The organism is Pontibacter sp. SGAir0037, from assembly GCF_005491705.1.
In the GTDB taxonomy this organism is placed as follows: domain Bacteria; phylum Bacteroidota; class Bacteroidia; order Cytophagales; family Hymenobacteraceae; genus Pontibacter.
In genome coordinates, this window is sequence record NZ_CP028092.1 from 2,311,865 (window position 1) to 2,326,982 (window position 15,118).

The 15,118-nt window shown below is 47.8% G+C and carries 11 protein-coding genes; 9 read left to right on the forward strand and 2 right to left on the reverse strand.

The window, feature by feature from the left end; translation table 11 throughout:
* The first annotated feature begins 69 nt into the window (after window positions 1-69).
* A complete protein-coding gene (locus C1N53_RS09365) occupies window positions 70-1,179 on the forward strand; it encodes an SGNH/GDSL hydrolase family protein (protein WP_168193998.1) in 1,110 nt (369 codons plus the stop codon).
* 78 nt (window positions 1,180-1,257) lie between these two features.
* Here C1N53_RS09365 and C1N53_RS09370 read toward each other — a convergent pair whose 3' ends face one another.
* Complete coding sequence (locus C1N53_RS09370) at window positions 1,258-1,533, reverse strand: hypothetical protein (protein ID WP_137759056.1); 276 nt, start codon at window positions 1,531-1,533, stop codon at window positions 1,258-1,260.
* 239 nt (window positions 1,534-1,772) lie between these two features.
* Between C1N53_RS09370 and C1N53_RS09375 the strand changes: the two genes are divergently transcribed.
* Entirely contained in the window at window positions 1,773-2,852 is a 1,080-nt protein-coding gene (locus C1N53_RS09375; RefSeq protein WP_137759057.1) for an AI-2E family transporter, read from the forward strand.
* Window positions 2,853-3,104: 252 nt separating this feature from the next.
* On the opposite strand, the gene ggt is transcribed toward C1N53_RS09375, so the two are convergent.
* Window positions 3,105-4,796: a gamma-glutamyltransferase gene (gene ggt, locus C1N53_RS09380; RefSeq protein WP_137759058.1), complete on the reverse strand. Its 1,692-nt coding sequence runs from the start codon at window positions 4,794-4,796 to the stop codon at window positions 3,105-3,107.
* Window positions 4,797-4,958: 162 nt separating this feature from the next.
* Here ggt and C1N53_RS09385 point away from each other — a divergent pair, with 162 nt between their 5' ends.
* The 7 genes from C1N53_RS09385 (at window position 4,959) to C1N53_RS09415 (ending at window position 15,068) form a co-directional block, all read left to right on the forward strand.
* Complete coding sequence (locus C1N53_RS09385; protein ID WP_137759059.1) at window positions 4,959-5,963, forward strand: amidoligase family protein; 1,005 nt, start codon at window positions 4,959-4,961, stop codon at window positions 5,961-5,963.
* On the forward strand, window positions 5,951-6,883 hold the full coding sequence (locus tag C1N53_RS09390; RefSeq protein ID WP_137759060.1) for a gamma-glutamyl-gamma-aminobutyrate hydrolase family protein: 933 nt from the start codon (window positions 5,951-5,953) through the stop codon (window positions 6,881-6,883). The genes C1N53_RS09385 and C1N53_RS09390 overlap by 13 nt, the downstream gene beginning before the upstream one ends.
* 458 nt (window positions 6,884-7,341) lie before the next feature.
* Window positions 7,342-8,481, forward strand: coding sequence for an efflux RND transporter periplasmic adaptor subunit (locus C1N53_RS09395; RefSeq protein WP_240773440.1), 1,140 nt, complete (start codon window positions 7,342-7,344; stop codon window positions 8,479-8,481).
* Between the two features lie 31 nt (window positions 8,482-8,512).
* A complete protein-coding gene (locus tag C1N53_RS09400) occupies window positions 8,513-11,680 on the forward strand; it encodes an efflux RND transporter permease subunit (protein ID WP_137759061.1) in 3,168 nt (1,055 codons plus the stop codon).
* Window positions 11,681-11,756: 76 nt separating this feature from the next.
* On the forward strand, window positions 11,757-13,106 hold the full coding sequence (locus C1N53_RS09405) for a TolC family protein (protein ID WP_240773441.1): 1,350 nt from the start codon (window positions 11,757-11,759) through the stop codon (window positions 13,104-13,106).
* A gap of 286 nt (window positions 13,107-13,392) precedes the next feature.
* Window positions 13,393-14,310 (forward strand): LEA type 2 family protein, encoded by a 918-nt coding sequence (locus C1N53_RS09410; protein ID WP_137759063.1) that lies wholly within the window; start codon window positions 13,393-13,395, stop codon window positions 14,308-14,310.
* 86 nt (window positions 14,311-14,396) lie between these two features.
* Window positions 14,397-15,068, forward strand: coding sequence for an alpha/beta hydrolase (locus tag C1N53_RS09415; RefSeq protein ID WP_137759064.1), 672 nt, complete (start codon window positions 14,397-14,399; stop codon window positions 15,066-15,068).
* Window positions 15,069-15,118 lie beyond the last annotated feature (50 nt).

The window sequence follows — 15,118 nt, forward strand, 5'->3', positions numbered from 1 at the left end:
GGAGCTGCTTTTTGTTCTGACAGAGATTTTGCTCATCTTGCCGTTGATGCTGTTTACTTGTAAATGCTTATGAAATTCAGAAACTCACTCTTTGCAGTTGTATGGTGTCTGTTTTGCCTGGGTTGTGCCTCCAGTGCAAATAGTCCGGGCAAAACAGATACCTTACCTGCCACAGCGCTGGAGCCTTTTGGCCGGTTTAAGGTAAATGAATCACAACAGCTGGAACTGATCAGTTCGGCCGTGCACTTCGGTTTTAGCTTCGAAGGAACAGAATGCCAGGTGTATGCCAGCGTTCCCGGAGGCGGAGGCCATGGTTACCTGCAATACGAGCTGGATGGCGTGTACCAGAAAAGAGTTAAGGTAGCCGGAAGCGCAGCAGTGCCTATTCTTATAAATGTCCCGAAGGCAGGCAAACATACCGTCTGGGTTTACAAGGCTACCGAGGCACACACCGGCCCTATTGCCATCGAAAAAATAACCGGCCAAAACCTAAACTCATTATCCAAACCAGCTGCTCCCCTTATTGAGTTTATAGGCAACAGTATTACCTGTGGCGCTGCAGCAGATTCATCGGAAGTGCCTTGTGGCACCGGTGTTTACCAGGACCAGCACAACGCCTATGCCGCTTATGGGCCGGTAGTAGCCAGAGCCTTAAATGCTAATTTTATCTTGAGCAGTGTGAGCGGCATCGGCATATACCGTAACTGGAACAGCAATGGCCCCACCATGCCCCAGGTGTATGAGAAACTAGATTTCCAGCATAACACAAGCCAGCGCTGGAATTTTAGCACTTACACGCCGCAGGTGGTGAGCATTGTCCTGGGCACCAACGACTTCAGCAACGGCGATGGCAAAACGGAAAGGCTGCCTTTCGATAGCACCAGCTTTGTGAACAACTATGTAAAGTTTGTAAGGCTGGTTAAATCAAAATATCCGGAAGCACAGATTGCCTTACTGAGCAGCGCGATGGTGAATGGCAACAACCGAACTATACTTCAGAACTGCCTCTCAGCCGTAAAAAAAGAAATTGACGCGGCTTATCCCTCCGACAAACCTGTTGCTGTACACTTTTTCAGGTCTATGCAGGCAAGGGGCTGCACGGGACACCCTAGTGTAGAAGATCACCAGGTGCTGGCAGAAGAACTGACCCCGTTTTTCAGAGAACTACTCAACTTATAAAATAGCTGTTGATGCAGTAACAAAGAAGCCGCCTATTCCCGGGCGGCTTCTTTGTTATTGCTGTGTCAAGCTTGTTTTTCAGCGGCCTATGTCGCACTTAAAAAAGGCTTCGTCATATCCCGGAGCAGGTCTGTCGTCTAATCTCACAATCCTGTCCAGCCGGATTTCCTCCCCCGAAGTAAGCACCAGGTACTCTTCTTCGTCTCGTATTAAGAGCTCTTTTAAAGTAGCGTGGCGCGTAAAAAACTCTCGTATATCGCTGAAAAACTGGATTCGGGCCGGTGCTCTTTTCGCAACCAGTTCTTTCAGTTCCTCGTGGAAACCGGCATCTATAGGTTTATAAGTTGTGCTCATTTTGTTATACTGTAAGCTGTTCTCTACAATACCTGCCAAGGTATAAAATAATTTAATTCAGGTGGACTTTTTAAAGAGGTGCCCTGAGCCAGTATCTTATTCCATTTCTAGGGTTCTACGCCTGACATAGCCAGTAGTTATGGTGCAAGCGCAGGTAAACAGCTACAGGGTAAAAACATTTCGGAACAGCGGGCAAATTCCCCAAACATCAGCCATGCTTTTGCGTTCTCACATCGAAGATGAATACAAAATCAATTAGTCTCGGCCGCTTTAACAAAACATTGCTCTCGGTATTGCTGGTTTGCCTGCTGCTATACCTGGGTAAGCCTTTCCTGATCCCGATAGCTATTGCCGCTTTCTTTGCCATGCTGCTTTTTCCTATGATGCAGCAACTGCAACGTTTTAACTTAAAAGAAGCCACTGCTGCCCTGGTTTCTATCCTGATCCTACTGGTATGCCTGGTGGCCTTGAGCACACTCGTTTACTACCAGGTAAGCATTCTGGAAGACGACTTGCCCAGGCTAGAAGGAAAAGTAGAGGAAAAGACGAAGCAGCTGCAATGGCTGTTATATGAAACAACAGATTTGTCGCATGCCGAACAGGACCAGATTATAGAGGAAAAGAAACCAGACATTGCCAAAGCTGTTTTTAAAAGTGTGAGGGACTTTGTACTGCAGGGACTTTTCATTTTGCTGTTCGTGTTTATAGTGCTTACCTATACCTTCTTTTTCCTGATTTACCAGCAACGCATCCAGTACTTCCTGGTCAGGCTCAGTTTATTCGACAGCCGCAAACATGCCATGGTAATCCTGGCCAGAATTACGCGCATCATACACGATTACCTCAAAGGCACCTTAACGGTTATCTCCACTCTAGCGATAGTATACGCCTTGGGCTTCTGGGCCATAGGTATAGAGCATGCCATACTTTTTGCCATTATTACGGCACTGCTTCGAGTTGTTCCGTACTTCGGCTCTTTTCTGGGCATTGCCTTTCCGATAGCCTTTGCCCTGCTTACCAAAGACTCATTCTGGTACCCGGTGCTGGTGCTTGTTTTTTTCATGATCACACAGTTGCTGGAAGCCAACCTGCTTACGCCTTACATTACAGGTTCAAGGGTTAAGCTAAACCCTCTGGCAACCATTATGGTTATTCTGCTTGGAAACCTGCTATGGGGAGTGGCCGGCATGATCCTGTTTGTACCACTGTTTGCCAGCCTGAAAATTATCTTTGACCGGATACCGCGCTTAAGCCCCTATGGCTTTATACTTGGTAAAGATGATGTTCCGGCTGATACAAAAGAGCATATTATCACCTAACCCGGCTAAACCATTACCTCTCACACCTACACCTCGTTCTATAATGCATGATGAATAGACGTGGCCGGTGAAAGCGATAATAGGTAAAGACGCAGCAATTGTCAGGCAATAAAACAGGAAAGGCTGACCTTAACGGATCAGCCTTTCCTGTTGGACGGTTTAAAGTTTATTGGGTTGGTCCGTTATCGACACGTGCTTCTATCACGGCTTGTATAGCTGCCGGGGCAGGATGCGTGGTGGCCGAACCCTTGCTCAAAATCCTGCCGAAGCATCATCGCCTCTCGGATCGGCACCCCCTTCTAGCTTCCCGTCTGGCCTGACCAGTATTCCAGCTGCCCTGCCTATACCTCCTGGTTTGGGCGCTATCTTATGCCCTTTCAGCCACAGCTTTAAACCTGTACCTGGCCCCAGTGCACCCCACTCAGAAAGCACCCAGTCCGGCTCCCACTGGTGATGAAAGCGCCTGGCATTAACAGCGCCCTGCATGGTGAAGCCATGCTTGATTACGTTCAGGATGATCTGGTAAACCGTGGTGATAATAGTAGAGCCCCCCATACTGCCTACCACCATCAACAACCTGCCGTCCTTTTCAAGAATAGTAGGCGTCATAGAACTGAGCATGCGTTTACCGGGTTCTATCGCATTGGCCTCACCACCTATCAGGCCGTACGTGTTGGGGTAACCCGGCAGAATACTAAAGTCGTCCATTTCATTGTTGAGTAAAAACCCTGCTCCGCTCACAAACACCTTGGAGCCGAAACTGCTGTTTAGGGTAGTTGTTACAGATACGGCATTCCCCTGCGCATCTACAATAGCGTAATGGGTTGTGTTCGGTCCTTCCGGCGGAGCAGGCGCACCGGCAGAAACCTTTTTGCTGGCAGTAGCTCGCCCGGGTGAGAAGTCCTTCATGCGACTCCTGATATAGGCTTTATCCAGCAGCCCTGCTACCGGCACCCTGTAAAAGTCAGGATCGCCCAGGTGTTTTGCCCTGTCGGCATATATCCTTCTTTCTGCCTCGATCATCAGGTGCGTTGTCTGGCTGGTGCGATAGCCCCACTGCGGCAGCGGGTAATCCTCCGCAATAGTTAACAGCTGAATAAGTGCAATACCACCACTTGAAGGCGGCGGCATGGAAATAACTTTGCAAGCCCCGATTTCAGCTTCGAGCGGTGTGCGCCAGACTGCTTTATAGGAAGCCAAATCACGTTTGGAAATCATGCCGTCTCCCCTTTCCATTTCAGCTGCCAACAGGTCTGCCGTAAGGCCTTCGTAAAATCCGGCACGGCCATTATCCCGGATTCGCTCCAGCGTTCGGGCCAGGTCTTTCAGGTATAAAGTATCACCTTCGCGCCAGTTATCTTTAAACATGAATTCAGGTTTCCGGGTATTGTAACGGATAAAGTCGCCTCTTTGCTCGTTGAGCTTTACAGCTTCCTTTTTTGTTAAAGGAAAGCCTTTTGCAGCCAGATCTATGGCAGGTTGCACCAGTTCTACCCAGGGCATGCTGCCATACCTTTCGTGGGCCTGTACCATACCGTCTACCGTACCGGGAACGCCTGCCGCCAAGTGCCCCTTTACGCTTAATCCCTCCACTACTTTTCCATTTTCATCCAGGTACATATCGCGGTGAGCGGCTGCAGGAGCTTCTTCGCGATAATCAAGGGCATCCACTTTTCCATCGTGCTGCCTGAGTACCAGGAAACCTCCACCGCCTATGTTACCGGCATCCGGGTAAACCACTGCCAGGGCAAACTGTACCGCCACGGCCGCGTCTATTGCATTCCCGCCACGCCTGATTATCTCCGCCCCCACGTCGGAGGCAAGCGGATGTGCCGAAACCACCATTGCCTTTTCAGTAACGAGCCCTTCTTCGGTTACATTGCCGCCAGTACATCCGAGCAGCTGCAAAAAAAAGAATAGAAACGTAATCCTCCTGATAATCAAAACCTGTTGTTTACGTGAAAAACAATTAACCTTAGCTGTTTACCTGAAAGAACAGAAACAGGTTTTTATTTGCTGCCCGCTACACCCCTCTCCTGTTTCCGGCACTGCCTGATAACTGATTTAAACAATTGCCGTTTCTACTACAAATCAGAAAGTTTTACAATGACATTTAAACAACCTCCTGTACTGTATAATGAGAAAGGCAGCCTGCGTACTGTGGGCTTTGAGTTGGAGTATTCCAATGTAGGAATCGAAGAATCTGTTCAGGTAATCCAGGAGCTATATGGAGGTACTGTAGAACACAACAGCAGGTATAAAAAGAAAGTAAAGGAAACCTATCTGGGAGATTTCACTGTGGAGTTTGACCTCACCTTGCTTACTGAGCAGAGTTACAAAAAATTTCTGGACCCTTTAAACATCCACCTGGAAAATGTAAAATTGGGCGAAAGTACATTGGAGATAGAAGTAGAGAGCGCCCTGGAAAGTATTGTCGGGAAAGTATTTCCATTTGAAATTGCCTGCCCGCCTATTCCTTGTACGCAGCTGCATGAACTGGAAAAGCTGCGGGAAGCTTTGTACCAGCATCATGCAGAAGGCACACAGGCTTTCCTGACAAACGCTTTCGGCACGCATATCAACATGGAGGCGCCAAGGCTGGATACGGAAACCCTGCTGCGTTATCTGAGAGGTTTTCTATTGCTCTACCCCTGGCTATTGCAGATTGGCAAAACCGACCTGGCCCGTCGGATCAGCCCGTTTATAGACCCTTACCCGGCTGCTTACGTTGCAAAAGTATTGGCACCTTCCTATCAGCCGGACCTGCAAACTTTTACCCAAGATTACCATACATATAACCCTGACCGGAATCGCCCGCTCGACATGTACCCTATTCTGGCAGCACTGAACAACGAGCAGCTGCAGCAGTATAAAGGGTTGGGTAAAGTGAAGGCCCGAAACACATTCCACTACCGCCTGCCGAACAGTTCCATTGCCCTCCCCAACTGGACCCTGGCGGAAGAGTGGAACAACTGGATTGAAATAGAGGTACTGGCAAGCGATCCGGAAAAGCTGGAAAAGATGAGCCAGGAATACATCGCCCTGAGAGAAGATACGCTCATCGGCTTCGACAGTAAATGGATTAAAAGAACAACACAATGGCTAACCTGAAACTGAAGCAGAAAATAAACCGCAATAGACCAACCATCGGCATTACAGGACCCGACAAAGGCGGAGGGGCAGCCTGGTTTTTTACTGCTTTGTCGGTGTTGCTGGCCGGTGGCAAACCAGTTCGCATTACGCCATCCCGGCCGCGTACCGCCGATGGTTTGCAGGCCCTGATCATAGGCGGTGGTGCCGATGTAGACCCCAGCACTTACGAGCAGGATAATGTTATAGACGAGTACCTGCAAAGAACTATACAGCATCCCCATAAAAATATTTTTCAACGGGTTGGCCGCTTTGTTAAGTGGATATACTACCCTGCCGTTTTCTTTATCAGGAAAATAATGAGCAGGAACCGTGGAAAACTACAATTCGGGCTGGATCGTGCCCGTGATCACCTGGAACTGCAGCTCATCGACCAGGCTGCAAAGAAAAAAATACCTGTGATGGGAATCTGCAGGGGCTCTCAGTTGCTGAATGTATACTTCCGGGGTTCGCTTTACCAGGACATCAATACCTTTTACATGGAAGAGCCCAACCCGGCCAGTGTTTTCCCGGTGAAAAAGGTATACATTAAACCCGGCAGCAAGCTGGAAGAAGTTTTAGGCACACAACAGCTGGAGGTAAATGCGCTGCACAACCAGGCAGTGAAAGACCCTGGCAATGCCATTGAAGTTGTAGCCCGTGAATCCAATGAAGTGGTGCAGGGAATAGAAAATACAGAACAGCCTTATATGATTGGGGTGCAGTGGCATCCGGAGTACCTGCCGCAAAGCAGGATACACCGCCGCCTTTTCAGATCGCTGGTACAACATGCCCGCGAAGTGAATTTACAGATAGAAGACGACGACCTCCAACATGCTCTATCGAACCCGGAATCTGACCTTCTGAAAGCACTGAATGAGCAACACACTAGCAATCACTGATTTTACCCAGCTCACGTATGCTTTAGCAGTTACTCTACCCCTACCTGCTAAAGCATACGTTGTATTGAAAAAACAATATTAAGTAATTTAATAAAATTGCACTAATTCCGCCGCATATCCCGTACCTGTTCCAGGTAAGTATTTTAATATATTAATCTCATCTTAATAAAATTGAAAAATAATCCCTATATTGGGGATTTAAGGCAAACATTTGCTCTAAAACTGACGTTTATTTTAATATCTCTTTAATATTCGTGGTATTTAGAGGATGACTTTCCAAGGTGAGACGTCAATCCGCACCTTCACAAATTTATATTTTACCTGGTTTTGTATAATTACAGGTAAAGTCAGGTATGTCTTCGGGTATGGTACCCGGGAGTTATCAGTATAGCCGGATTGCCGCCTCCTCGCCGGAGATACACCCTCGATGTGCCCCGTCCAAACCCAATTGTTTAACCATGCAAAACAAGATGAAGGCCTATCGTTTAACATTTATTTTACTAATCGGATTTTATACAGCAGGATGTTCGGCCAATAATCAGGTGGTTAACGAAAATACAGTAGAACAGGAACTGCCTGTAACACAAATCATCTCTAAAGACACCGTACTGCAGCATGAATACGTAGCCGACATTCAGGCCGTACAGAATGTGGAGCTTCGGGCAAGGGTGCCGGGTTTTCTGGAGCAGGTATATGTAGACGAAGGCCAGGAAGTAACAAAAGGGCAGTTGTTGTTCAAGATCAACGATGAAGAATACAAAGAGGAATTGGCAAAGGCCAGGGCAAATCTGCAAAGCGCACTCGCCGAAGCCAAGGCTGTTCAACTGGAAATAGACAGGCTTAAATTACTAGTTGAAAAAAACGTTATCTCTAAAACAGAAATAGATGTCGCCAAAGCCAAGTTAGATGCTGCCAACTCCAGGATAGGCGCCGCCCGTTCTTCTGTTTCCAATGCCTCAATCCGTTTGTCTTACACCAGCATTAAAGCCCCCTTCAACGGCATCATAGATCGTATTCCACACCGCCCGGGCAGCCTGATCGACCACGGCACCCTTCTGACCACCGCCTCCAACATCAGTGCTATTTTCGTTTATTTTAATGTGTCAGAAAACGAATACCTGCAGTACATCAAAACCAAAAACGAAAGCCCGCGAAAAAACAACAAAGTAAAACTGGTGCTTGCCGACGGAAGTCCCTACCCCTACGAAGGCAGTATTGAAACAGTAGAAAGTGAATTTAAGTCCGGAACAGGCTCCATTGCTTTCCGGGCCCGCTTCCCGAATCCCGACAAAACTCTGAAGCATGGTGCTACAGGTAATATCATTTTATCCAACGCTGTAAAAGATGCCCTGCTGGTGCCGCAAAAAGCAGTATTTGAGCTGCAGGATAAAAACTATGTTTTCCTGGTAGATTCTACTAACCAGGTAAGGATGGAGAGCTTTATACCCCGCACCCGTTTCTCATCCTTTTACATTGTAGAGTCTGGTTTAGAGGCCGGAGACAGAATATTGCTGGAAGGAATACAAAGCGTAAAAACAGGCACGAAGATTAAGCCTAAACCAGTGGGCATGGACAGCCTGCTGGCAATCACCCTTTAAAATAAATTGATGTGTTTAGAATGAGCCGATAATGTTTGATATTTTTATACGAAGACCTATACTTTCCCTGGTTATCTCCCTCTTTATTACCTTGCTGGGAGCACTGGCATTTTTTACCTTACCTGTTGCCCTCTTTCCCGATATAGCACCGCCTACAGTCTCTGTCAGAGCTAAATATCGTGGTGCCAATGCCAGCGTGGTAGCCAACACGGTTACCACACCTCTCGAAAAAGCCATTAATGGAGTGCCGGGCATGATGTACATGTCTTCTGTATCGAGCAACAGGGGTACGGCTGGTATAAAAGTATACTTTGAAGCCGGTGTCGATCCCGACCAGGCAGCTGTGGAAGTGCAGAACCGTGTTACAACGGTTGTCAGCAATTTGCCGGAAGAAGTGATTAAAGCAGGTGTAACGACCGAGAAAGAGGTAGAAGGCCTTCTGCTCTACATCAACGTGATGAGCGAGGACACAGAGCTTGATGAGAAATTCATTTACAACTTTGCAGACCTGAACATCCTGCAGGAGCTTCGACGGGTTGACGGTGTTGGTTTTGCTGAGATCATGAGCACGAAAGACTATTCGATGCGGATATGGCTGAAACCGGACCGGATGACTGCCTACAAAGTATCTACCGATGAGGTGACAGAAGCTATCCAGAACCAGAACGTGGAGGCGGCACCGGGACAGGTAGGGGAAAGCTCGGGTAAAACACCCCAGATGCTGCAGTACGTGCTGCGCTATACAGGTAAGTTCTTTGATACAGACCAATACGAAAAGCTGGTGATCCGGGCCAACGAAGATGGTTCGGTTCTGCGCCTGAAGGATGTGGCAGACATAGAGCTGGGAAACCTGAACTATGGCAGGATATCCAAAACAGACGGCAGACCAGCCGCTTCCATTATGATTGTGCAAAGGCCCGGCTCCAATGCCCGTGACGTTGTACAAAGGGTAAAGGAACGGATGAGCGAAATCAAAGCACAGTCTTTCCCGCCGGGCATGGATTACAAGGTCACCTACGATGTATCCCGCTTCCTTGATGCCTCTATCGAAAATGTATTGCACACCCTGCTGGAGGCTTTCATCCTGGTATTTATCGTAGTATTTATCTTTCTGCAGGATTTCCGTTCCACCCTTATTCCGGCACTGGCTGTACCAGTAGCCTTGATCGGGACGTTGTTCTTTATGGAGCTTCTGGGCTTTTCGCTTAACCTGCTTACCCTGTTTGCCCTGGTGCTGGCCATTGGTATAGTGGTGGATAACGCTATAGTGGTAGTGGAGGCCGTGCATGCAAAAATGGAAGAAGGTTTGCCGCCACGACAAGCTACGTTCGAAGCCATGCACGAAATCAGCGGCGCCATTCTGGCCATTACATTGGTTATGTCGGCAGTGTTTGTGCCTGTTGCCTTTATGTCGGGTCCGGTTGGTATATTTTACCGGCAATTCTCGCTTACCCTGGCCATCGCCATTGTTATTTCAGGTATAAATGCCTTGACACTTACACCTGCTCTGTGTGCTATTCTGCTTCGCAACACGCATCATACTAAAAAGAAGAACCTGCTGCAACGCGCCTTTGGCAAGTTTAACAATGGCTATAATGCCTTGGCATCGAAGTACAGAGGCAGTGTTTCATTTCTGGCGGGACGAAAAATGGTGACGGCAGCCATGCTGCTTTTCTTTTTCGCGGCAACCTGGGGCATTGCCACCATTCTGCCGACTGGCTTTATACCCGTAGAAGACCAGAGCGTGATTTATGTGAACGTGACCACTCCGGCCGGGGCTACCGTAGAGCGCACCGAGCGTGTGCTCGACTACATTAACCAGGCAACCGGAGGGCTCGCAGAGGTAGAGTCGTTCACTTCGCTGGCCGGCTACAGCCTTTCAACCGGACTTTCCGGTGCATCCTATGGCATGGCTATGGTTAACCTGAAATCCTGGAACGAACGTACAGAGCCCATACACGAAACCATACGAAAGTTAGAAGAAAGAACCCGCCATATTGCCGATGCCCAGATTGAGTTTTTTCTGCCTCCTACTGTACCGGGCTTTGGTAACTCCAGTGGCTTTCAGATGAAAGTGCTGGACCAGACGGGTAGCGGAAACCTGCAGAAGATGGCACAGGTTACCAATCAGTTTGTAGAGGAGCTGGAAAAGGCCCCGGAAATCAGACATGCCGCAACAGATTACGATCCAAACTTTCCGCAGTACATGATTCATGTAGACCAGGATATGGCCGCCAAGAAAGGTGTAACTATTAAGCAGGCCATGAATACGCTTCAAACACTGATTGGCGGTTTATATGTTTCAGACTTTATCCGCTTCGGGCAAATGTATGATGTAATGGTGCAGGCAGATCCGAGGTACCGCGCCAGGCCGGATGATGTGCTGAAGCTGCAGGTAAAAAACAAAGACGGCGAAATGGTACCCTACGCCACTTTTATCAGCATGGAAAGAGTGTATGGACCCGAGCAGCTCTCCCGCCACAATATGTATGTTTCCGCCAAAGTGAAAGGAGGCCCGGCACCCGGCTATAGTAGTGGCGACGCCATTGCTGCCATCGAACGTATAGCTGCCGAAACACTGCCGAGAGGCTACAGCTACGACTGGTATGGCATGACGCGCCAGGAAGTTTCATCCGGAAGTCAGGCAATCTATATTTTCATTATCTGCCTGGTGTTCGTGTACCTGCTGCTGGCCGCACAGTACGAAAGCTTTCTGTTGCCGCTGCCCGTTATCCTGTCGCTGCCAACCGGTGTGTTCGGGGCTTTTCTGGCCCTGTACCTGCTCGGGCTTCAAAACAATATTTACGCCCAGGTGTCGCTGATCATGCTGATCGGACTGCTGGGGAAAAATGCTATCCTGATTGTAGAGTTTGCTGCCCAGCGCCGCCGGCAAGGGTCCTCAGTATTAGAAGCATCCATAGAGGGAGCAGCATCCAGGCTCCGCCCTATCCTGATGACTTCCTTTGCCTTTATTGCCGGACTTATTCCCCTTTGCATGGCTACCGGCGCAGGCGCTTTGGGGAACCGTTCCATTGGCACAGCTGCAGCAGGCGGAATGTTGCTGGGCACCATTATAGGCCTGTTTCTTATACCAGGCCTATACGTTCTTTTTGCTCCTAAAAAAGGGAAAAAGCTACAAGAACCGGCCGAATCAACACCTGTTACTGAAGAGATTGAAGTGTCTGTATACGATAATTAAAATGATACCTAACAAAAAACTGATTTATAGATTAACATGTTTTCTAACCTTCCTCTGCTTTATCAGCAGCTGCAAAGTGGCGGAAAAGCCGCCACTTCCGTCACTGTCGCAGATGCCTGCTTCGTTTAACGGCAATACAGATACTACCAGCATCGGCAATATTCACTGGAAAGATTTTTTTGAGGATAAACACCTGCTCTCGCTGATCGATACAGCTTTAAAGAACAACCCCGACCTGCTGGCTGCGGTACAGCGCATCGAAGTAGCCCGTGCCGACCTTGCCATTGCCCGTGGCGCTATGCTACCATCTGTAGACGCACGTTTCAGGTCCAGATCGGGCAATATCTATAACAACCTGCTAAACGGTACCATCAATGGCGACCGGAATACTGTTACCCAAACCGAAAACTACTTTCTCGGATTGCAAAGCACCTGGGAAATTGACCTTTGGGGAAAACTGAAGAACCGGCGCAAGGCTGCCTTTGCACGCTTTATGGCTTCTGAAAAAGGGCAGCAACTTCTTACCACTACCCTGGTTGCCGAAGTAGCTCAGCTCTACTACGATTTGCTGGGCCTCGACAATGAGCTGGAGGCTATCGAAAAAAATATAGCGCTTCAGGAAAATGCTCTTGAAATTATTAAAATACAGAAAATAGGCGGCCGTGCCACCGAGCTGGCTGTGCAGCAGTTTCATGCGCAGCTTTTGCGTACCAGGAGCCTTGGTCTGGAAAAGCGGCAACAGATCATAGAAGTAGAAAACCAGCTCAACCTGGTGCTCGGCAGGTATCCGCAACCTATTACCAGAGGAGAGTCTATTTTGCTGCAGCATCTGCCGAAGGTGATCAGTGCGGGTGTGCCTTCTGATTTATTGCTCCGGAGACCAGACATACAACAGGCTGAACTGGAGCTATTGGCAGCAGATGCCGACGTTGAATCGGCCAGAGCCGCATTTCTCCCTTCCTTTACGATTACGCCTTATGCCGGCGTACATACCCGTAGCCTTCCTGCTATCTTCAACACACCGGAATCGCTGGTGCTCGGTTTTTTAGGAGGCATTACAGCCCCCATCTTCATGAACGGACAGATCAGAGCGGATTTTGCCCGCAGCTCTGCCATCAATAAAGAAGCCTTTTACAACTATCAGAAACATATCCTGACTGCCTACCAGGAAGTAGCCTCTAATCTGCAGAAGGTAGAAAACTATAAAAACGTGTATGCCTTACGCGAAGAGGAAGCAGAAGTACTGACCAGTGCCGTAAGCACTTCCAATGATCTGTTTATGGCAGGTTATGCTTCTTACCTGGAGGTAATTACAGCCCAGGGCAGTGTGCTGGAAGCAGAGTTAAGCAAAGCCAATACCCGCAAAGAAATTTTCCTGGCCCTGATCGACCTGTATCGTTCCCTGGGAGGAGGCTGGCAGCAATAACAACCCGGCTACAAGAAACATTCTTTTATAGTTGAAGGGACGCTACACCCTGCACCAACGTGCCCTAACAGGTGTTTTACGCTTGTATACTAATTACTACGCAACAAACAAAAAGCCTTATCATATACAATTGGTAAAGCAATCCGGCTAAGATAAGGTTAGTACCGTATCATAGTTGGGCCAACTCCCGAAGCTACTCCCTCACCATCTGCTTCAGAAAGAGCAGATGGTTCTGTATGTATACCCGCACATACAATTCATGACGCACACTTAATTTCACAAAGACATGAGTACCAAAAAAATTGTATCCCTACTGATAGGGCTAATTGTGCTGGCGGGTATTATCTACGCAATTGTTCGATTCAAAAAGTCTGATAAAAGTATAGCAGACTATGTGGTACCGGAGTTGCGGGTGGCCAACATACAGATTACTAACCTTACAGGCGAAAAGGCAGACATGCAGATGAGCATGATTATTGACAATCCTGCTCCAGTTGGCATCAGGATCGACAGCCTGCACTACATCATCTATATAGAAGATAATGAGGTAGCCCGAACAACCTATCCAGACTCCCTGCAGATTGAGGCCAGCGACAGCACCAGCTTTTCTTTACCCCTGACACTTTACTTTAACAAGTTGCAGCGTATTTTTAACACTTACGAGGAGCAGGGCCGGGATAGCGTCAACTATAAAATACACGCAACCATTTTTTCTGATATGGCGGTTATTCCAAAAGACAAACTTAACATAGACATAGAAAAGCGCCTGCCCCTCATATACCCTCTCAAACTTGAAGTGGCGGATATCGGCGTGGAAAACCTCAGCTTTTCAGGCGCCACTTTAAAAACAGATATTGTGATCAGAAACAAAAATGCCTTTGCCCTCGGCTTTCGGGATATGTCTTATTCTGTTCAGCTGGAAGACAATGAATCGGTGGATGGCAGTAAACCCGGCACTGTGAATATCCCGCCCAAGAGTTCCACAACTATCAGCATACCAGCCGAGGTAAACTTTAAGGAAATGGGCAAGAACCTGATTGATCTTATCCGTAAAGGCGATGATGTGCAGTATAATTTTCAACTGAACACAGAGCTGATTTCTGAATCTGATATACTGCAGAACAGCAAAATAAACTTGAATGCTTCCGGCAGTTTGAAATCGGCAGTGGATGCCGCTAAAGCGCTTTCCGACGAAAAGAAATAAAACGCAAAGCTGTTTTTAGCTGATTGCCTGCACTCAGGCAACTGTAAAAGTATAGTATAAAGTGTTCGGACAAAAGAATTAATTATATGCGTATATTTCTGATACCAGGCTTCGGAGAAGACGAAGCCATCTTTGATAAGATAGCCCCACACCTGTCCGGTAAAAAAATATACCTGAACCCGTGGGTATTACTCGGGAACCAGCCCCGCCCAGAGTTAAACGCCCTGCTGTATGCAAAGGAGCTTGTTAAATGGTTCGCTATCCGGCCGGATGATGTTCTTATAGGGCACTCTACCGGAGGTTGGGTAGCTTTACACATAAAGCACCTTGTTTACTGCCCAGTTGTGCAGGTATCTTCCTGGACAGAAAGCCAAAAGGTTGTAAAGCACGGCACAAACAAAGAGTTAGCTTACTGGCTCACTAAAAAAGGCTTGCTTTTTAACCGTTTCACCAAAAACTACCTGCTCAGGAAAAACTATAAAAATACACCTTCAGCACCTGTTTTTGCTTCTGTTTTTGAGCGACTGATAAAGGGAAATAAAAACAATGTAAATAACCAGCTTCGCCTTATCCTGAACCCTATACACGAGACAATATATGTTGAGCCAGACCTTCGCATTCATGCCAGGGCAGACACTATTGTCAAATATCCGGACCAGCAGGTGCAGGAAGTTCCCGGTGATCATTTCGCCCTTTACACTTACCCCCAGCATGTCTACCAGCCTATAGTAGCTTTTCTGAAGGACATACAAATATAAACCAGCCTGTGAGAACCCATAAACCAGAACATCAGCTTTACGAGCTGGTG